Genomic DNA, 24,175 nt, shown 5'->3' with positions numbered 1-24,175 from the left:
TCAGTCTTCGTCCGTCGCCAGCAGATGCGTCCAGTCGCGGGCGGCGTGAAGTATGCGGACGACCTCAACATCGGCCGTCACCCTATAGAAGATCAGATAGCTGCCCTCGGGGCGCTTTCGCAGATCGGCGATGCCGGCCTCTGGATAGCGCCGGGGATTTTGGGCGAGCGTTTCGCAGCGTCCAAAAAGCGTCCTGACCAATCGGCGCGCCGCGTTTGGGCTGTCCAGAGCCACATGGCCCTCAATCGAAGCCAGGTCGCGTAAGGCGGCGTCGGCGAGCCGAACTCTCATTCGCCCTCGGCGGCCCACCGGGCCTCGAACGCGGCGCGGGCGTCTTCGAGCGGGGTCAACCGGCCGGCGTCGGCGTCGGCGATCCCCTCTTCAAGCTTGCCCAGCAGGGCCGCAAGTCGCGCCTCATGCTCCTGCACCAACCGCACGCCGGTGCGCAGCACCTCGCTCTTGGAGCCGTATCGGCCGTCGCGGACCAGACGGTCCACCACCTGTTCCAGCGCACCCAGTTCGACGGTCATGGTCATGACGACATCCTCAATCCACCCGCCAATAATAGTTATTACCTAGGGCGGTCGCCAGCCGAAATCCGCCAATGCCTCCATTTCCTTGAACGCCTGAGCAGGTCATAGATGGGCCATGCCGCTTCAACCCACGCCCCAGGACATCGCCGCTGCGCGCGAGGCGCTGGTCGCTGCCGATCCGGCCATGGCGCGCGTGCATGCGCAAACGCCGGCGTTCGAATGGCGGCTGCGGGTCGGTGGGTTCGAGGGGCTGTTCCGCATGATCGTGGAGCAGCAGGTTTCGGTGGCCTCGGCCGCCTCGGTCTGGGCGCGGCTGCGCGAGGGGATGGGCGGGATCACGCCCGAGCTGTTGCTGGCGCATGATCTGGACCAACTGCGCGGCATGGGCCTGTCGCGGCAGAAGGCGACCTATGGTCAGGGTATCGCCCGCGCCCAGCTCGCCGGCGAGATCGATCTGGAGCATCTGGCCAGCCTCGACGACGAAGCGGCTATCGCCGCCCTGACGGCGCTGAAGGGCGTGGGGCTGTGGACGGCCGAGGCCTATCTGTTGATGTGCGAGGGGCGGCTGGACGTGTTTCCCGGCGGCGACGTGGCGCTGCAAGAAGCCATACGCTGGGCCGACGGCGTCGAGGTGCGGCCGGACCAGAAAGCCGCCTACGCCCGCGCCGAGGTCTGGCGACCGTATCGGGCGGTGGCGACCCATCTGCTGTGGGCCTGGTACACGGGCGTCAAGCGCGGCGAGATCGTTCTGGAGGCTGCGCAATGACCCCGCTCGATCCCGTCCTGACCGAACCCCTGCGCAATCCCCAGACCGTGCTGTCGGCGCTGGACTTCGCCGGCGTCGCCGTGTTCGCCGCGACCGGCGCCCTGGCCGCCGCGCGCGAGAAGCACGACGTGGTCACCTTCGCCTTCTTCGGCGCCATCACCGGCGTGGGCGGCGGCACCCTGCGCGACCTGCTGCTGGGCCTGCCCGTCTTCTGGGTTCAGGATTGGCGCTATCTGGCGGTCTGCCTGTTCGCCTCGACGGCCCTGTGGCTGGTGGGACAGCGAGACTGGCGGTTCCGCGCCCTGCTGTGGCTGGATGCGGTGGGGCTGGCGGCTTACGGCGTCATGGGCGCGGCCAAGGCCGAGGCGGCGGGCGCGCCGGCCCTGATCTGCATCGTCATGGGCACGCTGACGGCCTGTTTCGGCGGGGTGGTGCGCGACACATTGGCGGGTCAGCCGTCGATCCTGCTGCGGCGAGAGATCAACGTCACGGCGGCCATATTGGCGGCGACGGTCTATATCGCGCTGAGGGCGCCCGGCATGCCGATCTGGCCGGCCGCCATCGTCGCCGCCCTGTGCGGTTTCCTGTTGCGGGCCTGCGCCCTGCGCTGGGGCTGGACCCTGCCGGGCTTTCCCACCCATGCCAGCCGGGCCTAGGTCATGAGCGAAATTTCCGCCGCCTATCGCGACGCCCCGCGCTGGCCTTTCGGCGACAGCCCCGAACTGGCCGACGAATTGCTGGCCCTGGTGCTGGCGGGCGGCAAGCGGGCCACCTGTTCGTCTCTGGCGGCGTGCGAGGCCGACATCATGCCGACGGTCGGCGAGGTCAGCGTGATCCTGGACGGCGCGGGCGCCCCCCGCTGCGCCATTCGCACGACCCAGGTCGAGATCATGGCCTTCGAAGACGTCGGCGAGGAATTCGCCCGCGCCGAGGGGGAGGGCGACCTGAGCTACGCATGGTGGCGCGACGCGCACGAGGCCTATTACCGTCGCGAGGGCAGCTGGGCGCCGGGCATGAAGGTCGTCTGCGAGCGTTTCGAACTGGTCGAGGTTTTCTGACGCCGCGTCACGAAAACGCTGCACTCTGGTCATGGCGATGAGCAGGAATCACGCGTAGGCTGTCGCTGCAAGACTAGGGAAGGAGACGTGTCCTCACCTCTGTCGCCTCGATATCCCCCCGTCCGCGCGGGAGGGCCTGATGCAGGTTCTCCATCGACCGCCCTCCGGTTTTCCCGCGTTGGTGTTGAACGCCGACTTTCGGCCGCTGTCCTACTATCCGCTGTCGCTCTGGCCGTGGGAGGAGGCGGTCAAGGCGGTCTATCAGGACCGCGTGGACGTTGTGTCCCTGTATGACAAGGTCGTCCGCTCCCCTTCGATGGAGATGCAGCTTCCCAGCGTGATCGCGCTGCGCAGCTATGTGGACCAGGACCGCAACCCCGCCTTCACCCGCTTCAACGTCTTCCTGCGCGACGGTTTCGCCTGTCAGTACTGCGGGGAATCCAAGGAACTGACCTTCGACCACGTCATCCCCCGCTCTCACGGCGGGCGCACGACCTGGGAGAATATCGTCGCCGCCTGCAGCCCCTGCAACCTGGCCAAGGGCGGCCGCACCCCGCGCCAGGCCATGATGCCGATCCGCCGCGAACCCTACCGCCCCAACGCCTGGCAGCTCCAGGACGCCGGCCGACGCTTCCCGCCCCACTATCTGCACCAGAGCTGGCTCGATTATCTTTATTGGGACATCGAGCTGGAGCCCTAGGGGCGCAGGACGGCGCTCACGGGCGACGGGCCGGTTGATGCGCGACGACGGCGCAGGCGTCGGTCCAGACGGTCGATCTCGGACAGGCTCAGGTCGGGATGGCGGCGGAAGGATTGGCGCAGTTGCTCGATACGGCCGGGCGCCCAGGCGGCCGTGACGCCGGCGGCGCCGGCCAGGAAGTCGATGATGGAGACGCTGCGGCCGGTCAGGGCTTGCAGCAGTTCGACGCCGAAGGCGGCGGCGATGACATACAAGGCCAGGTCGTCGCGGCGCTGGCTGGGCGCGATCAGGAACAGGCCGCTGGCCAGGCCATAGAAGGCGATGACGTGGGCGGCCTTGTCGTTCAGGCCGAAGACCTGCTCCAGCCCCTGGAACGGTCCCAGCATCAGGACGGCCATGCCCAGCGCCGTCAGGGCGAAGCCGAGGCGGGCGGCCATGACGATGCGGCGGGGCGTGAGCATGAGGCGGGCGTCCGTGACGTTGATCCGCCGTCATCCTGCATCGCCGTCCGCCAAGATGCGGTGAAGCGACGTGCTGAACGCTTTACGAACGCCCTATCGCAGCACGTCCCAGTTCAGGGCGTGGACCCGGTCCCGTCCCAGGGCGGCGGCCAGGGGCGGGGCGGCGAACAGATCGGCGATGGCGGGATCGCGCACGTTCAATCCGCCGGTGAAGGCGCCGAAGGCCGGAAGGACGATGCGCGATCCGTCCGTGACGAAACACGGCCGCCGCACGCCGCGTCCATAGGCGGCGACCTTGGCGGCGGGGTGCAGGTGGCCCGCGACCTCGCCTCGCCGGTCGTCGTCGGCTGTCAACGGTTCGGGCTCATGCGTCAGGCGAAGCGCGCCAAGGGCCATGTCGCCGACGATGCGGCCGGGCAGGCGGGTCGCGGCGTCCGCATCCCGAGCGAGGGCCTCGCGGTCGTGATTGCCCTCCAGCCACAGCCAGTCGCGCCCCGCCGCCAGCCGGTCCAGCCGCGCGCGGTCTTCGGCCGCCATGCGGGGAATGGCCTTAGTGTCATGGAAACTGTCGCCCAGCAGCACGACCATGGCCGAGTCCAGATCGTCGATCTCGGCCTCAAGCTTGTCCAGCGTGGCCCGGCTGTCATAGGGCGGCAGCAGCTGACCCCGCACGGCGAAGGCCGACCCCTTTTCCAGGTGCAGGTCCGCCACGACCAAGGCGCGGTGGGCCGGAACCCACAGGGCGCCAGAGCAACGCAGCACGCAGGCCTCGCCCGCGATCCGCACGCTCAACGACCCGCAGGTCTTGCGGGCGGGGGACAGTGTCTGGCGCAGGGCGGCGTTCATGCGGCCCCCGACTGGGTTTGCGGTTCGGCGTCGTCCATGACCTCTGCGATCAGCAGGTCGGCGCTCTCGTCCAGGATCATTTCGGCGGCGTCCCCGCCCACCCGCTCGCGCCCGATCTGGACCAGAACCGGCACGCAGAAGGGCGAGGGCCGCGTCAGGGGCTGATGCCGAATCCGGCCCTCGATCCGCGTCAGCATCTGGCCCAGCCGGGCCACGTCCAGCAGGCCGGATGCTGCATCGGCGCGCGCGGTCTTGAGCAGCAGATGGTCAGGTTGGTGGCGTCGCAGCACGTCGTAGATCAGGTCGGTGGAAAAGGTCACTTGCCGCCCGGTCTTCTCGGCGCCGGGCAGGCGTCGCTCGATCAAGCCCGAGATCAGGGCGCAATTGCGGAAGGACCGCTTCATCATGAAGCTTTCCTCCAGCCAAGCCTCCAGATCGTCGCCCAGCATGTCGGACTGGAACAGGGCGTCCAGATCGATCCCGTCCATCGGCTTGATCGACCAGATGGCCAGCGAATAGTCCGTCACTACGAAGCCCAGCGGCCCGACGCCCATCCGGTCCAGCCGCCGCGTCAGCAGCATGCACAGGGTGGTGTGGGCCAGATTGCCCTCGAACGGATAGGCGACCAGGAAATGGCGGCTGCCGCGCGGAAAGGTCTCGACCAGCATGGATTCCGCATTGGGAATGACCGAGCGGGTCTCCTGGAGCTCCAGCCATTCCTGCACGTCGGGCGGCAGGACGCGCCAGTGGTCGCGGTCGTGGATCATGGTCCGCACCCGGTCGGCCAGCGAGGTCGACAGCGGGAACTTCGACCCGCCCCAGGACGGGATCTTGGGATCCTTGTCATTGGCGTGGGTGACCAGGGCGTCCGTGCCGGTGATGCCCTGGAACGCCCAGACCTGGCCGGCGAACAGGAAGGTGTCGCCGGGCGTCAGCTGTTCGAAATACCACTCCTCGGCCTCGCCCACCTTGCGGCCGCCGATCAGCTGGCGAGATGCCCCGCCCCGGCGGCTCGCGACCCGGACGTTCAGGGTGCCGGCCGAGACGATGGCCCCGACGTTCATGCGGTGGCGCTGGGCGATGTGCTGGTTCCGGACTTTCCAGCGGCCATCCTGGGTCCTGACGATGCGCGCGAACCGGTCATAGGTGCGCAGCGCGTATCCGCCGGTGGCGACGAAATCGACCACCTCCTCGAACTGCTCCCACGTCAGGTCGCGATAGGGGCCGCAGCCGGTGATCTCGTCATACAGGGCCTGCATGTCGAAGGCCTCGGAACAGGCCACGCCCATCACGTGCTGGGCCAGGGTGTCCAGTGTGCCGATGTGGACCGGCTCCCAGTCGAAGGCGTTGTCGGCCACCGCCTCGCGCGCGGCCTGGCACTCCAGCATTTCGAACCGGCTGGCGGGCACCAGCAGGGCGCGCGACGGCTCGTCCAGCCGGTGGTTGGCGCGGCCGATCCGCTGGACCAGGCGGCTGGAACCCTTCGGCGCCGCCATCTGGATGACCAGGTCCACGTCGCCCCAGTCGATGCCCAGGTCCAGTGTCGAGGTGCAGACCACCGCCCGCAGGTCACCCCGCGCCATCGCCGCCTCGATCTTGCGCCGTTGCTCCGCCGCCAGCGAGCCGTGGTGCAGGCCGATGGGCAGGTTCTCGTCGTTGATGGCCCACAGCTGCTGAAAGACGAACTCCGACTGCCAGCGGGTGTTGACGAAGATCAGGGCCAGGGTCGAACGCTGGATGGCGGCGTAGACCTCGGGGATCGCGTGCTGGCCGGTATGGCCTGCCCACGGCACCTTGCCCTCGGAGATCAGCACGTCGATGACGGCGGGCGCGCCGGGGTCGCCACGGACCAGCGTGACTGCGTTGAGAGCCCCTCCACCACCTTCGGCGGTCCCCCTCCCCGCAAAGCGGGGAGGAGACGGCTCGGCCTGCGTCTCCTCCCCGCTTTGCGGGGAGGGGGACCGCGAAGCGGTGGAGGGGTTCTCTGTGTCCGCATCACCCGGCGCCAACCACCCCCGGATCAGATCGGGATCCTCGATGGTCGCGCTCAGCCCCACCCGCCGCATCCCTGGCGAAAAGCTCTGCAACCGCCCCAGCCCCAGCGACAGCAGGTCCCCCCGCTTGCCGCTCCAGATCGCATGGACCTCGTCCAGCACCACGCATTTCAGATCGGCGAAATAGGCCCGCGCGCCCTCCCAGGCGCAGAACAAGGCCAGTTGCTCGGGCGTGGTCAGCAGGATGTCGGGCGGGAAGTCGCGCTGCCGCTGGCGCTTGGACTGTTTGGTGTCACCGGTTCGCGTCTCGACGTGAATGTTCAGCCCGATCTCGCGGATCGGCGTCATCAGATTGCGCTCGACGTCGGTGGTCAGGGCCTTCAGCGGCGACAGATACAGGGTGTGCACCCCCGACCCCGGCCCGGTCGCCGGCCTCGGACCTCGCTCCGACAGTTCGATCAGACTGGGCAGAAACCCCGCCAGCGTCTTGCCCCCGCCGGTCGGCGCGACCAGCAGCGCGTGCCGGCCCGCTTCACCCGCCGCGATCATCTCCAGCTGATGCCGCCGGGGCGACCAGCCGCGCCCCGCGAACCAGTCGGCGAAAAGAGGCGGAAGGGTCGTCACACGTTCCATGGCGATAGCAGACGGCAACCGCTATGCTCGAAGTGGCGAATGTTGCGTGTGACCAGGGTCAGATCGTTGGCGAGCGCGGTCGCGGCGATCAATTCGTCGATCAGCCCCACGGTAATCCCGCTTACCTTGTAGCGCTCGGCCAGTATGGCCAACTGTTCTGCGACCGCGAGATCCACAGCGAGAAGCCGATCGCTGTAGTCTTCGACCATCTCTGCGATCCTTCGTTCGATCACCTCGCGTCTCGGCCCGGGCGCCAGTTTCAGCGCGCCACGCCGCATCTCCCCCAGAGACAGGACGCTGATGTACAAGGTGTCGTCGAGTTCTTCCGGCAGCGAGACGACCGTATCCAGCCAATCGAGAAAGCCCTCGTTGGGTCGGGCCTTTAGCGTTTCGCTGATCGCATTGGTGTCGAGCAGATACTTCAAAAAGAGAAGTCTCGGCTGGGACGCGGATCGCGCTCAATCTCGACGTCGTCAAGCCGGGGACCGGTCAGCAGCCACTCCTTGAAGGTGGGCTTGCGTTCGTTCAATCGCCGGAATTCCGCCTCGGCGATCAAGGTCACGCGGCCGTGCCCGGCGACGTCAACCGTCTGCGGGCCTTCGACCTCGATCTTGGCGGCCATGGCGACCAGCCAGTCCGTGGGATCAATCGGTTTGTTCACGGCGATCTCCTCGTTCCATCGACATATATAACTGTGTGGCGGTCGAAACCAGATGTTCCCGTTCCGTTTCAGCCCCGAGGTCGCTATCTAACGGTCGTGTCCGACGAATCCGTCATCGCTGAAACCCGCCTGACCGGCGCCGAGCCGTGGGCGGGGCTCCCGCCGGCGCTCGCCACGCCGCCCGGCTCGGGTGCGGTGTGCGACGATGCGGGGGCGAGGAAGATCGGGCGCGGGGCGGCCGAGGGCGTGTTCACGACCGGGCCGGTGATGATGGCCCACGCCTCGTTGACGGCGCGGCGGCTGGGGCTGACGCCGCCGCCGAGGTCGTCCGAGTTGATGGATGTGCTGGAGCTTTACGCCTTCGTGCGGCCGGCGCGGTTCTGCGCGCCGTCGCCGACGGGGCTGGCCCTGTCGCTGGGGCTGGCCGAGCCGAAGTCGGCCGAGGAACAGGCGGCGGCTCTGTGCGAGGCGGCGGGTCTGTTGCTGCGCGAACTGGCCGAGCCGGCCTATCCCGAGCGTGAGGCGGCCTATGTCCTGGCCCTGACGATGCAGCGCGCGGGCTGGGCCTGGGGCGAGCGTGCGGTTCAGGCGCTGGAGGCCGGCGGCGTGCGGGCGCGCCAGCATCGCGGGTCGGGCCTGGATGTCTGGAGCCGGCTGACGGAATGGGAGGATGAGGCGCCGCGCGGCGAGGCGGGCTCGGCCCCGGTGGACAGCGAGAGCGCGCGCATCCGGCTTGAGAAACTGCTTCAGGCCTCGGGCCTGGACGAGACACGGCCGACCCAATCGGATTACGCCGCCGAGGCCGCCTTCGCCTTTTCGCCACGCAACGAAGAGGGTCGGCCGCGCGTGCTGCTGGCCGAGGCGGGGACCGGCACGGGCAAGACCTTGGGCTATCTGGCGCCCGCCTCCCTGTGGGCCGAGCGGAACCAGGGGGCGGCGTGGATCTCGACCTATACCCGCGCCCTGCAACGCCAGATCGACCGCGAGAGCCATTCGCTGTGGCCCGATCCGGCCGAGCGCAAGAAGAAGGCGGTGATCCGAAAGGGGCGCGAGAACTATCTGTGCGTCCTGAACCTGCAGGACATGGTCCAAGCGGCCCAGCTGGGGAACGGCGACCTGATCGGCCTGGCGCTGGCGGGGCGCTGGGCCCTGCACACGCGCGACGGCGACATGACGGGCGGCGACTTCCCCGGCTGGCTGCCCGGCCTGTTCGCCATGCCGGCGGCCCATGCGGCGGGGGCGGCGAACCTGGTGGATCGGCGCGGGGAGTGCGTCCACGCCGCCTGTCCCCACTACCGCACCTGTTTCGTGGAGAAGACCATCCGCGCCAGCCGGCGCGCGGACCTGGTCATCGCCAACCACGCCCTGGTCCTGACCCAGGCCGCCTTCGACGGGGCGCGGTCGGCGCGTGGCCAGAAGCAGGACGGCGAGACGGCGGCGCTGAAGCGGATCGTCTTCGACGAGGGCCACCACCTGTTCGACGCCGCCGACAGCGCCTTTTCCGCCTGTCTGTCGGGCCAGGAGGCGGCCGAGCTGCGCCGCTGGATCCGTGGGCCGGAGGGGCGGGGGCGTCGCGGTCGCGGGCTGGAGCAGCGGCTGGGCGACATGGTCGGCGACAATGAGGCGGCGTTGAAGGCGCTGCAGGACGCCATCCGCGCCTCGGCTGCGCTTCCGGGCGAGGGGGTGTCGGGTCGGGTGGCCCCTGCCTCGGGCGAGGTGAACCCCATCGGCCCCATCGAGGCCTTTCTCGCTGCCGCTCTGGACCAGCTGCGCGCGCGCACGGCCGAAACCAACACATACGGCGGGCCCGAGTTCGGCATGGAGTGCGCGCTGAAACCGGTGACTGATCCGGTCGCGGAGACCGCCCGCGCGGCGGCTCAGGCCCTGGCCGCCATCGAGGCGCCGCTGCTGGCCCTGTCGCGGCATCTGGAAGACATCCTCGACGACGAGGCGGCCGAGCTGGACGGCTCGCAACGATCCCGCATCGAGGGGGCCTTGCGCGGTCTGGACCGGCGCGCGCGCATGACCCTGCCGGGGTGGCGGTCGATGCTGGCGGCGCTGGAGGATGGGGGCGATCAGCCCGATCCCGACTTCGTCGACTGGCTGTCGGCCGAGACGGCGTTCGGCCGCATCCACGACGTGGCCCTGCGTCGACACTGGATCGACCCGACCGTGCCGCTGGAGGCCGCCGTGATCGTGCCGTCGCACGGGGTGCTGGTGACCTCGGCGACCCTGTCCGATCCGATGCAGGAGGACCCGTTCGATCTGGCGCGGATGCGGACCGGATCGGCCCGTCTGATCGATCCGCCCCGCACCCTGAAGGTCGAAAGCCCGTTCGACTATGCGACCAACAGCCGGGTCATCGTCGTCAACGACCTGGTCAAGGACGACCCGCGCCAGACGGCGGCGGCGATGCGCGAACTGTTCCTGGCGGCGGGGGGCGGGGGGCTGGGCTTGTTCACCGCCATCCGCCGGCTGAAGGCGGTCTATGAACGGTTGGGGCCGGATTTGGCGAAGTCCGGCGTGCCCCTGTACGCCCAGCATGTCGATCCGCTGGAGGTCGGGGCGCTGGTGGACATGTTCCGGGTCGAGGAGAATTCGTGCCTCTTGGGCACCGACGCCGTGCGCGACGGGGTGGACGTGCCGGGCCGGTCGCTGCGCGTTCTCGCCTTCGACCGCGTGCCCTGGCCGCGCCCGGACCTGCTGCACAAGGCGCGGCGCGAGCGGCTGGGCGGCAAGGGTTATGACGATGCGCTCGCCCGCGCCCGCATCGCCCAGGCCTTCGGGCGGCTGATCCGGCGCGGCGACGACAAGGGTGTCTTCCTGATGCTGGACGCCGCCACGCCGACACGCCTGTTCGCCAGCCTGCCGCCGGGAACGGAGGTGCAGCGTATGGGCCTGGCCGATGCGGTGGAACTGACCCGCAGCTTCCTGACCCCTGAGACGACTTAGGATGTCGAAGACCACGCCCGCGACCGTCGCCCTGACCAAGGCCGGCGTCGCCTTCGACCTGTTCCCCTACGACTACGACCCCGATGCGCCGCGAGTAGGATTGCAGGCCGCCGAGGCCCTGGGGATTGCGCCCGAGCAGGTGTTCAAGACCCTGATGATGCTGGTCGACGGCGCGCCCGCCTGCGTCATCGTGCCGTCCGACTGCGAGGTCAGCATGAAGAAGCTGGCGGCCGTGCTGGGGGGCAAGTCGGCCCAGATGATGAAGCCCGCCGACGCCGAACGGCTGACCGGTTACAAGGTCGGCGGGGTCAGCCCCTTCGGCCAGAAGAAGGCCGTGCCGACCGCGATGGACGAGACGGCCATCCTGTTCGATCAGGTGCTGATCAATGCGGGCCAACGGGGGCTGTTGCTGGGCATCGCGCCGGAGGATGCGCGCAGCGTCGCGCATGCGGTGCTGGCTGACCTCACCGCCTAGAACGGCTGGAAATGGCGCGCTATAGGATCGCGCATGACCGACACCACAAAGCGACCCAGCCGCAAGGGCCTCTATGCGCCCTTCATCCTCGTGCTGATCGCCCTGGCGGTCTGGACCGGCTGGTGGGTCTTTCTGACGCGCCAGATCGACACGCGCCTGGAGGCTCAGGTCCAGACCCTGCGTCAGGACGGGTGGGACGTGCGGTTCGCGGACAAGACGATCACCGGCTGGCCCTTCCGCGCGCGTGTAGGCCTGACCCAGCTGGTTGTGCAGACGCCGTCGGGTCACGCCATCAATGCGGCCGAACTGAACGCCGAGGCCAACGCCTATCAACCGACCAAATGGGTGGTGGTGGCGCCGCAGGGGCTGATGCTGACGCGCGCCGGCAAGGGCGAGGTCGCGGTCAAGGGCGACGCCATCCGCATGAGCGCCAGCGGCATCGATCAGCGCTGGCCCAATCTGGCGCTGGAGATGGTCAATCCGGTCTTCACGACCCAGACAGGCGACGAACCCTTCCCCATCGCCCGCGCCGCGCGGATCGAGCTGTACGCCCGGCCGCATCTGGAAGGCTCGACCACGCCGACCGACGACGTCGATGTCATGTTCCGCCTGGTGGACGGCCAAGGGAGGGCGGACGGCCCCGTCGAAGGCTTCGCCCAGGACGGCCGCCTGACCACCCAGCTTGAGGCCGTGATCGGCCAGGCCAGCCTGTTGAAGACGGGCGGCGACGCGGCCGGGGTCTTCTCGGCCTGGACGAAGGCGGGCGGGACGTTCCGCAATGTGCGCGGCGACCTGCAGGCCGGCGACAGCCGCGCGACCCTGAGCAGCGACGTGTTGAGAGCCGATGCGAACGGACGGCTGACAGGCCAGGTCGAACTGCAGGCGCAGAAACCTCTGCCCGCGCTGGCCGGGCTGATGGCGACGCGACAGGGACCGGTCAACCGGATCGGCGCGGCCGGGGCCGCCGCTGCGGCGGGCGCCGCCCAAGCAACGGGAAAGGCGACGGGCCAGGAGCAACTGCCCCTGACGCTGGTGTTCCGCGACGGCCGCACCTGGCTCGGCCCCTTCCCCCTGGCCCCGGCGCCCAAGCTGTTCTGATGGCCCTGCTGGACGAACCCGAAACGAACGAGGCCCTGCTGGCGCTGGATCGCGCCTTGGTCGAGGCGGTGCGCGCGCGGGTGACGGCGGGGCCGCGCGACCGGGCCGACGCCTCGGCCATCGCCCTGCGCCAGTTGCTGGACGGCGCGTCGCCTTCCGAAGCGGGGGCAGTCAAGGCGGTGTGGGGCCGTCTGGAGGTCGCGACCGGCTCGGCCGTCGTCGTCTGCGGCGGCGTGGCCCAGGCTCTGGCGACCGACCGCTATGGTCTGGGCGCGCGACCGATGTCGGCGGACGATGCCTTGAAGGCGGTCGAGGCCGGGTCGCGCGCGGTGATCGACCTGTCGCCCGACCGGCCGTGGTGGGGACGCCTGCTGGCGCGGCCCGAACTGAAGATCGTCGCCGCCCTGCCGGACGACCGGCGCGGCCGGCCCCAGGCCTTCGTGGTGTCCAGAGATATGTCTGGCCCGAGCGGCGACGACCGCAGCTTTTGGGTCACCGACAGCGGCTGGTCCGAGACCAAGATCGTCGAGGCCCTGGGCGAGGTCGGACTGGTCGCCGATCCGCTGGCGGCGGCGGGCGGCTTGAAGCTGTTCATGCTGACGGGCTATGTGCAGGCCGAGGACGGGCGGCTGAAGAGCGCGCCCGGCCGCCTGAACGGCGTCATCGGCGCCGCCCCCATCTATTAGTTCAAGGTTTCCCATGACCGACGCGCCCGCCCCCAAGCCCGGCATCCTCGACATCGCCCCCTATGTCGGCGGCAAGTCTTCCATCGCCGGCGTCGCCGAGCCGCTGAAGCTGTCCTCGAACGAGAACATGCTGGGCGCGGGCGAAAAGGCGCGGGCCGCCTATGAGGCCGCGATCAAGAACATCCACGTCTATCCCGACGGCCGCGCGACCAAGCTGCGCGACGCGGCGGCCGAGATCCACGGGCTGGAGCCCGAACGCCTGATCTTCGGCAACGGTTCTGACGAGGTTTTCGCCCTGCTGAACCAGACCTATCTGACGGCCGGCGACAACATCGTCTGCGGCCAGTACGGTTTCCTGGCCTACCGGATCAGCGCCCTGGGCTGCGAGGCCCAGGTCAAGCTGGCGCCCGAGCCGAACTTCAAAGCCGAGGTCGATGCCCTGCTGGCCCAGGTCGATGACCGGACCAAGATCGTCTATGTCTCCAACCCGTCGAACCCGACCGGCAGCTACAATACGGGCGAGGAAATCCGCCGCCTGCACGCCGCGCTGGCGCCCCACATCATCCTGGTCGTGGACGAGGCCTATGCGGAATATGTGACCGAGGCCGACTGGGAGACCGCATTCCCGCTGGCCCGCGACGCCCAGAACATCGTCGTCACCCGCACCTTCTCCAAAATCCACGGCCTGGGTGGTTTGCGCATCGGCTTCGGCTATGCGCCGGTGAAGGTCGCCGAGGCCATCGACCGCATCCGCCTGCCGTTCAACGTCTCGGTGCCGGGCGTCGACGCCGCGACCGCCGCCCTGTTCGACGAGGCGCACCAGACGGCGTCGCGTGAGCTGGTGTCGAACTGGAAGCCGCGCCTGACGCAGGCCCTGCGCGGCTTTGGCCTGGAGGTGCTGCCCAGCGCCGGCAACTTCGTGCTGGTGATGTTCGACGGGCCCGAACGCGCCGCCGCCGCCAACGAATACCTCAACACCAAGGGCATCATCGTGCGCCCGGTCGGCGGCTACGGCCTGCCCCAGGCCCTGCGCATCACCATCGGCACCGAAGACCAGAATCGCGCCGTCATCGACGCGCTGAGCGAGTTCGCCGCGACCTGACCGAAGCAAGGGACGGCGGCCGTATCCACGGCCGCCGCTCTGTAATCAGCCGCCGAAGCGGCGGGCGAAGAAGACGCCCGTGCGGATCGTGTCGTCTTCCTGGGACAGGGGGCTGTCGGCGACGTCGCCCAAACGGCGTTCGTAGTTGACCAGAGCGCCCGCGCCCCATTTGTCGCCGATCGGAACCAGCAGCACCAGACTGGCGCCCGCGCCTTGCAGGCCGCTGCCCGGCGAATAGGCGTCGATGCCGTTGCGCACGGCCTCGGCGGCGCTGACGCCGTAGTAGGCGTCCGCCAGCTTGGCGTCGCCGCCGCGGGCATAGACAGAAGCATTCAGCAGACCGACCGGCGTGACGCGTTGATGGCCGACCGAGGCGTAGTATTCGGTGCCTTCGCTGACGTCGGTCACGTCGCGGCTGACCCGGCCGCCGACCACGATGTTGCCCTGCAGACGCTTGTAGGCATAGGCGGCGAGATCGGCGCCGAAGTCGGGACGATCCAGGTCCAGGCCCTCGATGTCTTCAGGCGAGAAGCGCGGGCGCAGTTGCAGGCCGGCGCGGAAGTCGTCGGTCTTGATCGCGTTCCAGCCCAGGCCGTCGATGGCGTTCACATAGACGACGTCGCGATAGTTGGCCGACACCCACGGCACGACCTGGGTTTCGGAGCCTGTGTCGCCGCCGCTATCCTTGCTGTAGAGGGCGCCGACGCCGAGATCGACGGTCCAGCCCTGAGGCGCCGGACGGATCTGCTCATAGGGTTGCGACTGGGCGAAGGCGGAACCGGCGAAGGCGCAGGCGGCGGCGGTCGTCAGGGCGAAGGTACGCAGGAACATACGGGGAGGTTTCCTAAAAGGACGAAATCGGAAGTCCCAATACGCCTGAGCTATGTCTTTGGCTCCAGCAGCGCCAACGAAGCCGTCTCGATGCGACTTTCCAGCAACGCCATCATGGCGCCCCGCTTCAGCTGGGCCGGGATCGGCTCCAGGAATTCGAATACGACCACGCCGGGATAGCGCCGCCAGCCGTGGGCCGGCCAGTGGACGCCGGAGTTGGTGGCGACGGGCCAGCAGGAGCCCTCCAGATCGCGATAGATGGCGGCGACGCCGGGCTTGTAGTCGCCGGGCACGCCCGGATCGTTGCGGGTGCCCTCGGGGAAGATGACGATCTGGCGGCCTTCGGACAGGCGCTCGCGCGCCTGGCGGGTCATGTCCTTCAGGGCCTTGGCGTGACCGGCGCGGTCCACCGCGATCATCTTGGCCTTCCAGGCGAACCAGCCGAAGAAGGGCAGGGGCATCAGCTCCTTCTTCATCACGAAACAGGCGTCGGGCAGCACGGCCAGCAGCGCGACGATGTCCAGCATCCCCTGGTGTTTCGACGCGATCAGGGCCGCGCCCGACGGCGCGTGTTCCAGCCCGCGCACCTCGACCTTGATCCCGGCGATCCAGCGCAGGCCGAACAGGACGATCTTGGCCCACAGCCTGCACACGCCCTGAGCGTAGCGATGCGGACCCAGGAGGGCGGGCGACAGGCCAATGGCGACGATCGGCATCGACAGATAGAGCCAGGCGGTGAAGAGCAGGGAACGCAGGGTGTTCACTAAGGCGCGGCCTTTTCGTCAGGAGACGTGTCGGTTGAGGGCGTCACGGCGTCGCCTTCCGTGTTGGCGGGCCGGTCGCGGGTGATGCGACGCGCGCCCTCGCGGCCCAGGACGGCGAGGTATTTCATGTATTCCAGCGTCATGCGCCGCGCCGTCACCGCCGCTCGCCACCAGCGCGCATTGTCCAGCGACGGGGTGGAGATGGCGTAGGGCGTCAGCTTGACGCCCGGCAGCTGGCCCCGGATTTCGACCAGCGAACGCGGCATATGATAGTCGGAGGTGACCACGATCAGGCTGCGATAGCCCTTGGCGCGGGTCCAGGCGGCGATCTCCTGGGCGTTGCCGACGGTGTCCTCGGCCTCGAAGCCCAGATCGACGCAGCAGTTGAACAGGCGGCTGGAGCCGGGCGTCAGCTCACGCAGCTCCTGGCGGCGGACCTCGCGGTTGACGCCCGAGATCAGCACCCGCTCGCCCTTGCCCTGTTCCAGCAGGCGGATGGCGGTGTTGACCCGTTCGGACGAGGGGCCGGTCAGGGCGACGATGGCGTCGGCGCGTGCGGGATCGTCGGCGGGCGTCAGCTCGCGCACCCGATGCGCAAAGGCGAACAGGCCGACCAACCAGATCAGGGCCGCGATGGCGATGACGCTCAACAGTCTCATGCGCCTCCCCGTTCTGTCGGCCTGCCTGACGCCAGCACCCGCATGGCGGCGAATCTCGCCGCGAGAACCGCAACCGTAGCCGCGAGCAGCGGGCATGGCGAGAGCAGCGCAAGGTCGCTCCAGGTGATCGGCAACGCCGCCGACAGCCCGTCCGATCCGCCCAGGAACCTGAGAAAGGCCAGCAGGATCGCCGCCAGCCCGGCGCCAATCGCGCCCGCGCCCGCCGCCATCAGGCCGAATCGCCGCTGGAACAGCCAGGCGATGGCCCCGTCGGTCGCCCCGTTCAGGCTCAGGGTCTCGATCACGCCTTGCCCGGCCGCCAGACCAGCGCGGGTGGCGTAGGCGATGGCGGCGGCGGCGGCGAAGGCGATGGCCAGGAAGGCGGCGCCGGCCAGGGCCGTGATCAGGGCGGCGGACCGCTCGACCTCGCCGCGCCACAGACTGTGGTCGTCCACCGTCGCATCCAGCCCGGCCTCGGCCAAGGCGCGGCTCAGCGTCACGGCGCTGGCGGGCGCCTGGGCGTTCAGCCGCACCGTCACCAGATGCGGCACGGGCAGGTCGGGCAGGACCGCGTCGCCCAGCCAGGGTCGCAGCAGGTCCTCGGCCGCCTTGCGGCTCAGGGCGGCGGCTTCTTCCACCCCATCGACGCCCGACAGGGTCTCGGCCGCGCGGGCGGCGGCGGTGTCGCCGGTCTCGCCGACGCTGGGGCGCACCTGCACCGTAGCCTCGGCGCCCAACTGTCTGGCCCAGCCATGGGCGGCCCGGTCGGCGGCGGAGGCGGCGACGGCGGCCAGACAGGCCAGGAAACACAGGACCGCGATGACGGTCATCAGCCAGGGCTCGCCGGCCGCGGCGGGCGGCAGCAGGCCGGGGCGGCGGCTGGACAGGCTGAAGTCAGACAGGCGGATCATGCGGCGGCCCGCGACGGTTCGCTCAGACGCCCGGCGTCCAGCCTCAGGACGCGCGCGCCCGAACGCTGGGCCAGGGCCTCGTCATGGCTGGCGATCAGGACCGTGGCGCCCAGCTTGTTCAGCGACTGGAACAGCCGCAGCAGCTTGTCGGCCATGACGGCGTCCACGCTGCCCGTCGGTTCGTCCGCCACGATCAGGCCGGGCCGGGTGATGACGGCGCGGGCGATGGCCAGCCGCTGTTTCTCGCCGCCGGAAAGGGCCGGGGGACGGGCGTCCATGCGGCGACCCAGACCGACCCATTTCAGCATCTCCTGCACATCGGCGGCATAGTCGGCCTCGTATCCGCCCGCCAGGCGCAGGGGCAGGGCGACGTTGTCGAAGGCGGACAGGTGATCCAGCAGGCGAAAATCCTGGAACACCACCCCCATGCGCCGTCGAAAGGCCGGGATGTCGCGCCGGTCGATATGGGTGACATCCGATCCGAACAGGCGGAGGGTTCCCGTCCTGGGCCGGTCCGCCAGCGTCAGCAGGCGCAGCAGCGAAGACTTTCCGGCCCCGGACGGCCCGGTAAGGAAGTGGAAAGAGCCACGCGGCAGAATGAGGTTAACGTCCCTCAGCACATCGGGCGCGCCCACATAGCCGAAGCCGACGCCCGACAGGCGAACGGTCTCAGTCACGGGGGCGGGTTCGGCGGGCGAGGGCGGCATGGTATGTGTTTCAGGAACAGGGCGCGGCGTCGCGCCTTACGGGAGGGGGCGACAGCCTCGCAGTCAGCCACATGATACTGACCTGCCCGGCCTGCGCCACCAGCTATTTCATTCGTGACGACGCGGTCGGTCCAGAGGGCCGCAAGGTCCGGTGCCAGTCGTGCGGCGAAGTGTGGCGCGCCACGCCCGACGAGCCGCTGGAACTGACCCTGACGCCCGAGCCCAAGATCGCCCCGGCCGCTCCCGAACCGGAGCCTGCGCCGACCGCCAGTCTGGCCGAGACGCCCGCGCCCGAACTGCCCCGCGCCTTCCGCGCGCGCGCCGATCGCCAGAAGAAGCTGCGTCGCGCCGCCGCCCACGGCGTCGTCTGGGCGGGCCTGGCCAGCGTCTTCATCGGCCTGATCGTGGCGGCCTTCCTGTTCCGGGTCGAGATCGTCCAGGCCTTTCCCAAGGCGGCCTCGGCCTACAAATTCTTTGGCGCTACGGTGAACCCGGTCGGGCTGGACTTCGAAGCCTTGACCGCCAAGGCCGCGCCTGGCCATCCCGGCATGGTCGTGGTGTCCGGCGCTATCCGCAATGTGCGCGACGTCGAGATCGTGTCGCCGCCCGTCCGCGTCGCCCTGGTGGACGCCAACGGCGCCGAGGTGGGCTTCAAGATCGTTCAGATCGACGCCGCGCCGGTCCTGCCGGGCAAGGTCCAGGGATTCGCCGCCCTGATCCCCGATCCGGGCGGGCACGGCGCCGGCATCGGCGTCGACTTCGCCCCGGCGAAACCTGCCCCGGCCAAGCCGGCCGCAGGGCATGAGGATCACAAGACGCAGGCTGCGCCTGAGCCTCATGGCGCCCAGCCGACCGCCGCCGACCATCCGTCCGCTGCATCAGAGGCGACGGGCGCTGCGGCCGCGCACGGCCTGCGTTCGGCGACCGCGCCTGGCGCCGATGCGCCGAACACTGCGGCTCCGATCGACGCCCGGCCTGTTGGGACGGTGGACAAGGGGCATGGTGAGGCGGTATCGCCCTCGCATCATGGCTGATCCCTCCCCGACGCCGACCGTTCTCCTGCCCGAGACCGAGGTGGCGCGCATCGTCGCCGACCTGGCCCAGCGTATCGCGCCCGTGATCGACGACGACACCGTCGCCGCCGTGCTGCTGACCGGCGGCCTGTGGTTCGCCGCCGACCTGACCCGCGCCCTATCGCGAGTCGGCCGTAACGTCCGCTTCGACGCCCTGTGGCTGGCCTCCTACGGTGACGAACAGACCAGCCGGGGCCGCATCGACGTCTATGCCCCGTTCCAGCGCCCCATCGCCGGGCGTCGCGTCCTTATACTGGACGACGTGTTCGACACCGGCCTGTCGCTGGCCGAGGCCGTACGCATCGCCCGCGAGGCTGGCGCGTCCGAGGTCCTGACCTGCGTCTTCGCCAGGAAGCCTTGGCCCGCGCCCCGTGCGCCGGAACCGGACTTCGTCGGTTGGGAGGCGCCGAACCGCTTCCTGGTCGGCTATGGCCTGGACCACGCCGGAACCCTGCGCGGCCTGCCCGACATCTGCGCCCTGGATTGAGTCCGGGGACTGAGGCGTCAGAGGCCGCGACGACGGGGGATAATCCGTCCGGGGCTGAATTTCCGCCGGGTTCGGCGTTGACTCTCAGACACCCTTCCGTATATGTCGCCGCTCTTCGCCGCCCGGGGTGCCCTCGGACGGCGTATCTTTTTTTGCGTTTGCGCTGAGGCTTCAACATGTACGCGGTGATCAAGACCGGCGGCAAGCAGTACCGGGTCCAACCGGGCGACACCATCGTCGTCGAAAAGCTCGACGGCGACGCCGGCTCGGAGCTGAAGTTCGACAGCGTCCTGATGCTGGGCGGCGACAACGGCGTGACCCTGGGCGCTCCCCTGATCGACGGCGCCTTCGTCGGTGCGACCCTGGTCGAGACCCGCAAGGGTGAGAAGATCAAGATCTTCAAGAAGACCCGTCGCCAGGGCTATCGCCGTACGAACGGCCACCGCCAGATGGAATCGGTCCTGCGCATCACCGGCATCGACGGCGCCGGTGAGACCGCCACGTGGGACGGCACGGTCGATCTGACCACCAAGGCCGAGATCAATCTGCGGGCCCGCAACCTGGCCACGCGCGACGCTTCGTCTTCGCTGGGTTCGACCTCGACGGTCGTGACCGACGTTGACGGCGCCGAGGTCAAGGGCGTCGTGGTCGAGAGCTCGGCTCCCGCCAAGAAGGCCCCGGCCAAGAAGAAGGCCGCGCCCAAGGCTGAAGCCGCCGGCGACGAAGCCTAAGACATTCACCGGCGCCTCACAGCGCCAGACCCAGCTAAGAGAGACGTCCTCAAGTAGGCCGAAAGGCCGATAGGACGCTCAGGAAAGACGGAGCGGCAAGATGGCTCACAAGAAATCCGGTGGTTCGTCGCGTAACGGTCGCGACTCCGAGTCGAAGCGCCTTGGCGTGAAGAAGTATGGCGGCGAGCGCGTGCTGGCCGGCAACATCATCGTGCGCCAACGCGGCACCACCTTCCATCCGGGTGAGAACATCGGCATGGGCCGCGACCACACCCTGTTCGCCTTGACGCATGGCGCGGTGAAATTCACCAAGAAAGCGGGCGGCCGTTGTTACGTGTCGATCCTCGCGGCCAATGACGACGCCCAAGTGGCGATGGCCGCCGAGTAACGCGATCTGGACCTTCCCGGATCGGCGTTGCTTCTGAAAGCAGCCGGTCCGGACCAGGGATTATATTCCGCGGGGAGTCTGGATCACCAGGCTCCCCGTTTGCGTTTCCCCGCCTCGAAGACCGTCCGAGCCCTTCAAGGAGACGGTTGAAGATCCGAGGCAACGCCCATGTGCGTCATCGAAACCTCTCCCGTCGTCGAGACCCGGCGCCTGGTTCTGCGTGCGCCCGCACCCCAGGATGCGCCGCGCATCGCGGCCCTGGCCAACGACCTGGACATCGCGCGCATGACCAAGCGCATGCCGCATCCGTTCCAGATGCGTGACGCCGACGACTTCGTGCTGCAAGTCGCGTCTCAGGATCCGAGGCGGGCCAACACCTTCGTCATCGACCATGAGGACGTGGGGCCGATCGGCGTGATCGGCCTGTTCGAGGGCGAGGATCGCGTGCCCGAGACGGGCTACTGGATCGGGCGCGAGTATTGGGGTCGGGGCTTCGCCACCGAGGCGCTGGACGCCGCCCTGGTCTGGGCCAGCCGCAGGTGGAAGCGCCGGGCGCTGGTCGCCGGCCATTTCGCCGACAACCCGGCGTCGGGCCGCGTGCTGGAGAAGGCGGGCTTTCTCTACACCGGCGAGACGCGCCGAGCCTGGAGCAAGGCGCGTCGGGCCGAGGCGGACACCCGCATGATGGTCTGGCTGGCCTGAGAGCCAGCCGGGCGTCAGCCGCCGGCCAGGGTCGGTCCATAGACGGCGGCGGCGGTGATCAGGCCAACCACCAGCATGGCGCCCGCGCCGGCGATGAAGGTGGCGATGGTCTTGGACCGTCGCCGCCGCATGCCGCCCGCCTTGTATTTGCGGATGATGACCGATGGCCCTCGTGTAAAGGCCTCGGACCCTACGATATTGTGTTGGGACAAGAAAACGCTCCCCGAACTCTCGCACAGAAGAAGCGATCAGTCCGGGGCGCTCGTGGTCAGAAGATGGCGATCCGCGTTACCGGGGTCGCATCTTCGTGAGAACAGGTGTGGGGGTCACAGGGTGACGGCGACCACCCGGCCGCCGCGCGTCTGGACATGGCGCATCAGCACCAGCGGCGCATCGCCCGCCGTCACCGGCACGATCAGGAACCAGCCGCCGTCCGGCAGGCCGTCGAAGCGGAAGCGGCCGTTCTCGCAGCGCGTGTCGCGCACATAGGTCCGGTAGTCGGCGTTGGCGTCGGCGACGGTGCGGGCGCGGACCACGGCGGCCGGCACGGCAGCACGCTCGGTCGAGCCGTACAGGGTGCGGAAGCGGGCGCGGGTGTAGGGCGTGTCGGGGGTGAGGCCGACATTGGCGACACAGGAGAAGGTCTTGCCGTCCTGGGCGAAGGCGACCTGGCCTTGAATGCTGTTGCGGCCGGGCATCTGGGACCAGCCGAAGTCGCCTTCGTCGAAGGCCGCAGGCCCGGCATAGGGCAGGCCGCCTCCGGTCGTGGGGGCGCAGGCCGAAAGGGCGGCGGCGGCCAGGGCGAGGGCGAGGCCTGGGGCGGCGAAGGGGCGGATCGACATGGGCTTTCCTCCGGGGGATTTCGCGGTCGCGGGGGACGACCGCGCCCACTATCGCACGACCCGGCGCCCGACTTCCACGGTCAAGATGTCCGCCTCTGGACCCAGGGCCGACAACGCGCGACACAGGGCCGACAACGCGCCCATTCGTCGAGGCGCGACAGCTCGGAAACGCCCGCATGACCGTCACCTTCGCCGATATCCAAGCCGCCCGCGCCCGGATCGCAGGCCAGGTCGACCACACCCCGACCCGCTATTCCAGGAAGCTGTCGCAGCTGACCGGGGCCGAGGTCTGGGTCAAGTTCGACAACCTGCAATTCACCGGCAGCTTCAAGGAGCGCGGGGCGCTGAACCGACTGCTGATGCTGAGCCCCGAGGAGCGCAAGCGCGGCGTGGTGGCGGCCAGCGCCGGCAACCACGCCCAGGCCCTGGCCTATCACGGCGGACGGCTGGGGGTTCCGGTCACCATCGTCATGCCGGAGGGCACGCCCTTCGCCAAGATCAACGGCACCCGGTCGCACGGGGCGACGGTGGTGATCGAGGGCCTGGACTTCACCGGCTCGACCGAGGCGGCCCAGCGGCTGGAGGTCGAGAAGGGCTATGTCTTCGTCTCCGCCTTCGACGACGCGGGCATCGTGGCGGGCCAGGGGGTCTGCGCCATCGAGTTCCTGGAAGATGCGCCTGACGTCGATGCCCTGATCATCCCCATCGGCGGCGGCGGACTGATCGCCGGCTGCGCCATCGCGGCCAAGGCGATGAAGCCGGACATCAAGGTGTTCGGGGTCGAGGCCGCGCGCTATCCGTCGTTCACCGCGCGGCGGGCGGGCAAGCCGCCGGTCTGCACCGGCCAGACCATCGCCGAGGGCATCGCCATCAAGGCGGTTGGCGACATCCCCTTCGCCTTGGCCGACCCGCTGGTGGACGAGGTCTTCGTCTGCGAGGAGGCGGACTTCGAACGGGCCGTCGCCCACTACGTCACCTATGAGAAGACGGTGTCGGAAGGCGCGGGCGCGGGCGGTCTGGCGGCCCTGCTGGCCTATCCCGAGCGGTTCAAGGGGATGAAGGTCGGGCTGGAGCTGTGCGGCGGAAACATCGATGCGCGGATGCTGGCGGTGGTGCTGAACCGCGAGATGGTCCGTGAACGGAGATTGCTGGTCTATCGCATCCTGGGCGACGACCGACCGGGCATGTTGTCGGCCATGGCGGCGGTGATCGGCGGCCTGGGCGGCAACATCATCGACGTGGTCCACAACCGCCTGGCGCTGGACGTGCCGGCCAAGGGCGCCGAGTTCGACATCATGGTCGAAACGCGCGATAGCGCCCACGCTGACGAGATCGGCGAGGCCTTGAAGGAACGCGGCTATGAACTTCGGATGGGGTAAGGCGGCAATCGTCGCGGCCTTCTTGCTGGCGGGCTGCGGCCAGGCCGAGCCGGTCGATCCGAACGCGGGCAAGGCCGAGGCGGTCGCCTTCATGACCGAGAACGCCAAGGCGGAGGGCATCGTGACCCTGCCCAGCGGCCTGCAATACAAGGTGGTGCAGGCGGGGCCGGCCAGCGGCGTCAGCCCGGACCGCAACGACCTGGTCAAGGTCGATTACGAGGGCAAGCTGGTCGACAACAGCGTGTTCGACAGCTCGTTTGCGCGCGGCGCGCCGGCGGTGTTCACGCCCGAGGAAGTGGTCAAGGGCTGGACTGAGGCATTGCAGAAGATGCGCGTCGGCGACGAATGGCTGCTCTATGTGCCGCCCGAGCTGGGCTATGGTGAGCGCAGCAGCCCCAAGATCCCGGCGAACTCCGTGCTGATCTTCCGGCTGAAACTGCTGGACGTGGCCAAGGTGCCCGGCGGCGGATCGGGTGTCGGCACGGCGATGGGGTGATATCCCACACAATCCGTCTCCTCCCTGCGAAGCGGGGAGGTGGCGCGGCGCTTCTTTAGCGCCGTGACGGAGGGGTTCTGCACCGCATCGCAGGCGCCTGTGGGACTTCAAGAGCCCCTCCACCGCTACGCGGTCCCCCTCCCCGCGAAGCGGGGAGGAGACGAAAAAAGTGCACTGCGAATTTTTTGAGTGCACTTTGGTGCAGACTTTTGCGAGCGGTTTGCAGTTCTCCGGCGAATG

General features: G+C 69.1%; 30 protein-coding genes. 16 read left to right on the top strand and 14 right to left on the bottom strand.

Going from position 1 to position 24,175, the window contains the following annotated elements; translation table 11 throughout:
- On the bottom strand, positions 1–291 hold the full coding sequence (locus tag ACQY72_RS08270) for a type II toxin-antitoxin system RelE/ParE family toxin (protein ID WP_428152938.1): 291 nt from the start codon (positions 289–291) through the stop codon (positions 1–3).
- The gene (locus ACQY72_RS08265; protein ID WP_372692345.1) at positions 288–536 is read right to left on the bottom strand and encodes a type II toxin-antitoxin system ParD family antitoxin; all 249 of its coding nucleotides are present in this window, start codon (positions 534–536) and stop codon (positions 288–290) included. Before ACQY72_RS08265 ends, ACQY72_RS08270 begins: the two co-directional genes overlap by 4 nt.
- Positions 537–648: 112 nt before the next feature.
- Here ACQY72_RS08265 and ACQY72_RS08260 point away from each other — a divergent pair, with 112 nt between their 5' ends.
- The 4 genes from ACQY72_RS08260 to ACQY72_RS08245 all read left to right on the top strand — a co-directional run bounded on the left by ACQY72_RS08260 (position 649) and on the right by ACQY72_RS08245 (position 3,057).
- Entirely contained in the window at positions 649–1,299 is a 651-nt protein-coding gene (locus tag ACQY72_RS08260) for a DNA-3-methyladenine glycosylase family protein (RefSeq protein WP_428152935.1), read from the top strand.
- The gene (locus ACQY72_RS08255; protein ID WP_428152934.1) at positions 1,296–1,955 is read left to right on the top strand and encodes a trimeric intracellular cation channel family protein; all 660 of its coding nucleotides are present in this window, start codon (positions 1,296–1,298) and stop codon (positions 1,953–1,955) included. The genes ACQY72_RS08260 and ACQY72_RS08255 overlap by 4 nt, the downstream gene beginning before the upstream one ends.
- Before the next feature lie 3 nt (positions 1,956–1,958).
- Positions 1,959–2,357, top strand: a complete 399-nt coding sequence (locus ACQY72_RS08250; protein WP_428152932.1) for an ASCH domain-containing protein — start codon at positions 1,959–1,961, stop codon at positions 2,355–2,357.
- Between the two features lie 139 nt (positions 2,358–2,496).
- Complete coding sequence (locus tag ACQY72_RS08245; RefSeq protein WP_372692349.1) at positions 2,497–3,057, top strand: HNH endonuclease; 561 nt, start codon at positions 2,497–2,499, stop codon at positions 3,055–3,057.
- Here the strand turns inward: ACQY72_RS08245 and ACQY72_RS08240 are convergent.
- From ACQY72_RS08240 to ACQY72_RS08220, 5 genes are all read right to left on the bottom strand, one after another.
- A complete protein-coding gene (locus tag ACQY72_RS08240) occupies positions 3,054–3,518 on the bottom strand; it encodes a hypothetical protein (protein WP_428152931.1) in 465 nt (154 codons plus the stop codon). The genes ACQY72_RS08245 and ACQY72_RS08240 overlap by 4 nt on opposite strands.
- Positions 3,519–3,611: 93 nt before the next feature.
- On the bottom strand, positions 3,612–4,364 hold the full coding sequence (gene pdeM / locus ACQY72_RS08235; RefSeq protein WP_428152929.1) for a ligase-associated DNA damage response endonuclease PdeM: 753 nt from the start codon (positions 4,362–4,364) through the stop codon (positions 3,612–3,614).
- Complete coding sequence (locus ACQY72_RS08230; protein ID WP_428152927.1) at positions 4,361–6,991, bottom strand: ligase-associated DNA damage response DEXH box helicase; 2,631 nt, start codon at positions 6,989–6,991, stop codon at positions 4,361–4,363. Before ACQY72_RS08230 ends, pdeM begins: the two co-directional genes overlap by 4 nt.
- Positions 6,979–7,416: a type II toxin-antitoxin system VapC family toxin gene (locus ACQY72_RS08225; RefSeq protein WP_428152925.1), complete on the bottom strand. Its 438-nt coding sequence runs from the start codon at positions 7,414–7,416 to the stop codon at positions 6,979–6,981. The genes ACQY72_RS08230 and ACQY72_RS08225 overlap by 13 nt, the downstream gene beginning before the upstream one ends.
- Positions 7,413–7,652 (bottom strand): hypothetical protein, encoded by a 240-nt coding sequence (locus ACQY72_RS08220; protein WP_428152924.1) that lies wholly within the window; start codon positions 7,650–7,652, stop codon positions 7,413–7,415. Before ACQY72_RS08220 ends, ACQY72_RS08225 begins: the two co-directional genes overlap by 4 nt.
- Before the next feature lie 96 nt (positions 7,653–7,748).
- On the opposite strand from ACQY72_RS08220, the gene ACQY72_RS08215 reads away from it, so the two are divergent.
- The 5 genes from ACQY72_RS08215 to hisC are packed head-to-tail and all read left to right on the top strand — an operon-like array spanning position 7,749 to position 13,965.
- On the top strand, positions 7,749–10,604 hold the full coding sequence (locus ACQY72_RS08215) for an ATP-dependent DNA helicase (RefSeq protein ID WP_428152923.1): 2,856 nt from the start codon (positions 7,749–7,751) through the stop codon (positions 10,602–10,604).
- Position 10,605: 1 nt separating this feature from the next.
- On the top strand, positions 10,606–11,079 hold the full coding sequence (ybaK, locus tag ACQY72_RS08210; protein WP_428152921.1) for a Cys-tRNA(Pro) deacylase: 474 nt from the start codon (positions 10,606–10,608) through the stop codon (positions 11,077–11,079).
- A 33-nt stretch (positions 11,080–11,112) separates the two neighbouring features.
- Positions 11,113–12,177: a DUF2125 domain-containing protein gene (locus ACQY72_RS08205; RefSeq protein ID WP_428152919.1), complete on the top strand. Its 1,065-nt coding sequence runs from the start codon at positions 11,113–11,115 to the stop codon at positions 12,175–12,177.
- On the top strand, positions 12,177–12,863 hold the full coding sequence (locus tag ACQY72_RS08200) for a hypothetical protein (protein WP_428152917.1): 687 nt from the start codon (positions 12,177–12,179) through the stop codon (positions 12,861–12,863). Before ACQY72_RS08205 ends, ACQY72_RS08200 begins: the two co-directional genes overlap by 1 nt.
- Before the next feature lie 13 nt (positions 12,864–12,876).
- Positions 12,877–13,965 (top strand): histidinol-phosphate transaminase, encoded by a 1,089-nt coding sequence (gene hisC, locus ACQY72_RS08195; protein WP_428152916.1) that lies wholly within the window; start codon positions 12,877–12,879, stop codon positions 13,963–13,965.
- Positions 13,966–14,010: 45 nt separating this feature from the next.
- On the opposite strand, the gene ACQY72_RS08190 is transcribed toward hisC, so the two are convergent.
- Genes ACQY72_RS08190 through ACQY72_RS08170 form a run of 5 tightly spaced genes read right to left on the bottom strand, consistent with a single transcriptional unit; the run spans position 14,011 to position 17,837 of the window.
- On the bottom strand, positions 14,011–14,796 hold the full coding sequence (locus ACQY72_RS08190; protein WP_428152915.1) for a MipA/OmpV family protein: 786 nt from the start codon (positions 14,794–14,796) through the stop codon (positions 14,011–14,013).
- Positions 14,797–14,846: 50 nt separating this feature from the next.
- Positions 14,847–15,560 (bottom strand): lysophospholipid acyltransferase family protein, encoded by a 714-nt coding sequence (locus ACQY72_RS08185; RefSeq protein WP_428152914.1) that lies wholly within the window; start codon positions 15,558–15,560, stop codon positions 14,847–14,849.
- Positions 15,560–16,219: a YdcF family protein gene (locus tag ACQY72_RS08180; RefSeq protein WP_428152913.1), complete on the bottom strand. Its 660-nt coding sequence runs from the start codon at positions 16,217–16,219 to the stop codon at positions 15,560–15,562. The genes ACQY72_RS08185 and ACQY72_RS08180 overlap by 1 nt, the downstream gene beginning before the upstream one ends.
- On the bottom strand, positions 16,216–17,130 hold the full coding sequence (locus ACQY72_RS08175; protein WP_428152911.1) for a cell division protein FtsX: 915 nt from the start codon (positions 17,128–17,130) through the stop codon (positions 16,216–16,218). Before ACQY72_RS08175 ends, ACQY72_RS08180 begins: the two co-directional genes overlap by 4 nt.
- Positions 17,127–17,837 carry a cell division ATP-binding protein FtsE gene (locus ACQY72_RS08170; RefSeq protein WP_428152909.1) on the bottom strand — a complete coding sequence of 237 codons (711 nt, stop codon included), beginning with the start codon at positions 17,835–17,837 and terminating at the stop codon, positions 17,127–17,129. Before ACQY72_RS08170 ends, ACQY72_RS08175 begins: the two co-directional genes overlap by 4 nt.
- 71 nt (positions 17,838–17,908) lie before the next feature.
- On the opposite strand from ACQY72_RS08170, the gene ACQY72_RS08165 reads away from it, so the two are divergent.
- The 5 genes from ACQY72_RS08165 to ACQY72_RS08145 all read left to right on the top strand — a co-directional run bounded on the left by ACQY72_RS08165 (position 17,909) and on the right by ACQY72_RS08145 (position 21,218).
- The gene (locus ACQY72_RS08165; RefSeq protein ID WP_428152908.1) at positions 17,909–18,871 is read left to right on the top strand and encodes an MJ0042-type zinc finger domain-containing protein; all 963 of its coding nucleotides are present in this window, start codon (positions 17,909–17,911) and stop codon (positions 18,869–18,871) included.
- Positions 18,864–19,397 carry a phosphoribosyltransferase gene (locus tag ACQY72_RS08160; RefSeq protein WP_428152907.1) on the top strand — a complete coding sequence of 178 codons (534 nt, stop codon included), beginning with the start codon at positions 18,864–18,866 and terminating at the stop codon, positions 19,395–19,397. The genes ACQY72_RS08165 and ACQY72_RS08160 overlap by 8 nt, the downstream gene beginning before the upstream one ends.
- 176 nt (positions 19,398–19,573) lie before the next feature.
- Positions 19,574–20,128 (top strand): 50S ribosomal protein L21, encoded by a 555-nt coding sequence (rplU, locus tag ACQY72_RS08155; protein WP_428152906.1) that lies wholly within the window; start codon positions 19,574–19,576, stop codon positions 20,126–20,128.
- A 100-nt stretch (positions 20,129–20,228) separates the two neighbouring features.
- On the top strand, positions 20,229–20,516 hold the full coding sequence (rpmA, locus tag ACQY72_RS08150; RefSeq protein WP_159848772.1) for a 50S ribosomal protein L27: 288 nt from the start codon (positions 20,229–20,231) through the stop codon (positions 20,514–20,516).
- A gap of 168 nt (positions 20,517–20,684) precedes the next feature.
- Positions 20,685–21,218 carry a GNAT family N-acetyltransferase gene (locus tag ACQY72_RS08145; protein WP_428152904.1) on the top strand — a complete coding sequence of 178 codons (534 nt, stop codon included), beginning with the start codon at positions 20,685–20,687 and terminating at the stop codon, positions 21,216–21,218.
- A gap of 14 nt (positions 21,219–21,232) precedes the next feature.
- On the opposite strand, the gene ACQY72_RS08140 is transcribed toward ACQY72_RS08145, so the two are convergent.
- Together ACQY72_RS08140 and ACQY72_RS08135 are read right to left on the bottom strand one after the other, a co-directional pair.
- On the bottom strand, positions 21,233–21,430 hold the full coding sequence (locus ACQY72_RS08140) for a hypothetical protein (protein ID WP_135193876.1): 198 nt from the start codon (positions 21,428–21,430) through the stop codon (positions 21,233–21,235).
- A gap of 114 nt (positions 21,431–21,544) precedes the next feature.
- Positions 21,545–22,060, bottom strand: a complete 516-nt coding sequence (locus ACQY72_RS08135; protein WP_428152903.1) for a hypothetical protein — start codon at positions 22,058–22,060, stop codon at positions 21,545–21,547.
- Positions 22,061–22,236: 176 nt separating this feature from the next.
- On the opposite strand from ACQY72_RS08135, the gene ACQY72_RS08130 reads away from it, so the two are divergent.
- Positions 22,237–23,439, top strand: coding sequence for a threonine ammonia-lyase (locus ACQY72_RS08130; RefSeq protein ID WP_428152901.1), 1,203 nt, complete (start codon positions 22,237–22,239; stop codon positions 23,437–23,439).
- The gene (locus tag ACQY72_RS08125; RefSeq protein ID WP_428152900.1) at positions 23,420–23,935 is read left to right on the top strand and encodes an FKBP-type peptidyl-prolyl cis-trans isomerase; all 516 of its coding nucleotides are present in this window, start codon (positions 23,420–23,422) and stop codon (positions 23,933–23,935) included. The genes ACQY72_RS08130 and ACQY72_RS08125 overlap by 20 nt, the downstream gene beginning before the upstream one ends.
- Positions 23,936–24,175 lie beyond the last annotated feature (240 nt).

Origin of the sequence: Brevundimonas sp., assembly GCF_965279155.1 — a bacterium.
Classification (GTDB): domain Bacteria; phylum Pseudomonadota; class Alphaproteobacteria; order Caulobacterales; family Caulobacteraceae; genus Brevundimonas.
The sequence above is the reverse complement of the archived record's forward strand: the minus strand, read 5'-3'. Positions and strand labels throughout refer to the sequence as shown.

Coding starts and splice junctions, on each gene's coding strand:
- ACQY72_RS08270 (WP_428152938.1), bottom strand. CDS start 291: ATGAGAGTTCGGCTCGCCGACGCCGCCTTACGCGACCTGGCTTCGATT.
- ACQY72_RS08265 (WP_372692345.1), bottom strand. CDS start 536: ATGACCATGACCGTCGAACTGGGTGCGCTGGAACAGGTGGTGGACCGT.
- ACQY72_RS08260 (WP_428152935.1), top strand. CDS start 649: ATGCCGCTTCAACCCACGCCCCAGGACATCGCCGCTGCGCGCGAGGCG.
- ACQY72_RS08255 (WP_428152934.1), top strand. CDS start 1,296: ATGACCCCGCTCGATCCCGTCCTGACCGAACCCCTGCGCAATCCCCAG.
- ACQY72_RS08250 (WP_428152932.1), top strand. CDS start 1,959: ATGAGCGAAATTTCCGCCGCCTATCGCGACGCCCCGCGCTGGCCTTTC.
- ACQY72_RS08245 (WP_372692349.1), top strand. CDS start 2,497: ATGCAGGTTCTCCATCGACCGCCCTCCGGTTTTCCCGCGTTGGTGTTG.
- ACQY72_RS08240 (WP_428152931.1), bottom strand. CDS start 3,518: ATGCTCACGCCCCGCCGCATCGTCATGGCCGCCCGCCTCGGCTTCGCC.
- pdeM (WP_428152929.1), bottom strand. CDS start 4,364: ATGAACGCCGCCCTGCGCCAGACACTGTCCCCCGCCCGCAAGACCTGC.
- ACQY72_RS08230 (WP_428152927.1), bottom strand. CDS start 6,991: ATGGAACGTGTGACGACCCTTCCGCCTCTTTTCGCCGACTGGTTCGCG.
- ybaK (WP_428152921.1), top strand. CDS start 10,606: ATGTCGAAGACCACGCCCGCGACCGTCGCCCTGACCAAGGCCGGCGTC.
- ACQY72_RS08205 (WP_428152919.1), top strand. CDS start 11,113: ATGACCGACACCACAAAGCGACCCAGCCGCAAGGGCCTCTATGCGCCC.
- ACQY72_RS08200 (WP_428152917.1), top strand. CDS start 12,177: ATGGCCCTGCTGGACGAACCCGAAACGAACGAGGCCCTGCTGGCGCTG.
- hisC (WP_428152916.1), top strand. CDS start 12,877: ATGACCGACGCGCCCGCCCCCAAGCCCGGCATCCTCGACATCGCCCCC.
- ACQY72_RS08190 (WP_428152915.1), bottom strand. CDS start 14,796: ATGTTCCTGCGTACCTTCGCCCTGACGACCGCCGCCGCCTGCGCCTTC.
- ACQY72_RS08180 (WP_428152913.1), bottom strand. CDS start 16,219: ATGAGACTGTTGAGCGTCATCGCCATCGCGGCCCTGATCTGGTTGGTC.
- ACQY72_RS08175 (WP_428152911.1), bottom strand. CDS start 17,130: ATGATCCGCCTGTCTGACTTCAGCCTGTCCAGCCGCCGCCCCGGCCTG.
- ACQY72_RS08170 (WP_428152909.1), bottom strand. CDS start 17,837: ATGCCGCCCTCGCCCGCCGAACCCGCCCCCGTGACTGAGACCGTTCGC.
- ACQY72_RS08165 (WP_428152908.1), top strand. CDS start 17,909: ATGATACTGACCTGCCCGGCCTGCGCCACCAGCTATTTCATTCGTGAC.
- ACQY72_RS08160 (WP_428152907.1), top strand. CDS start 18,864: ATGGCTGATCCCTCCCCGACGCCGACCGTTCTCCTGCCCGAGACCGAG.
- rplU (WP_428152906.1), top strand. CDS start 19,574: ATGTACGCGGTGATCAAGACCGGCGGCAAGCAGTACCGGGTCCAACCG.
- rpmA (WP_159848772.1), top strand. CDS start 20,229: ATGGCTCACAAGAAATCCGGTGGTTCGTCGCGTAACGGTCGCGACTCC.
- ACQY72_RS08145 (WP_428152904.1), top strand. CDS start 20,685: ATGTGCGTCATCGAAACCTCTCCCGTCGTCGAGACCCGGCGCCTGGTT.
- ACQY72_RS08135 (WP_428152903.1), bottom strand. CDS start 22,060: ATGTCGATCCGCCCCTTCGCCGCCCCAGGCCTCGCCCTCGCCCTGGCC.
- ACQY72_RS08130 (WP_428152901.1), top strand. CDS start 22,237: ATGACCGTCACCTTCGCCGATATCCAAGCCGCCCGCGCCCGGATCGCA.
- ACQY72_RS08125 (WP_428152900.1), top strand. CDS start 23,420: ATGAACTTCGGATGGGGTAAGGCGGCAATCGTCGCGGCCTTCTTGCTG.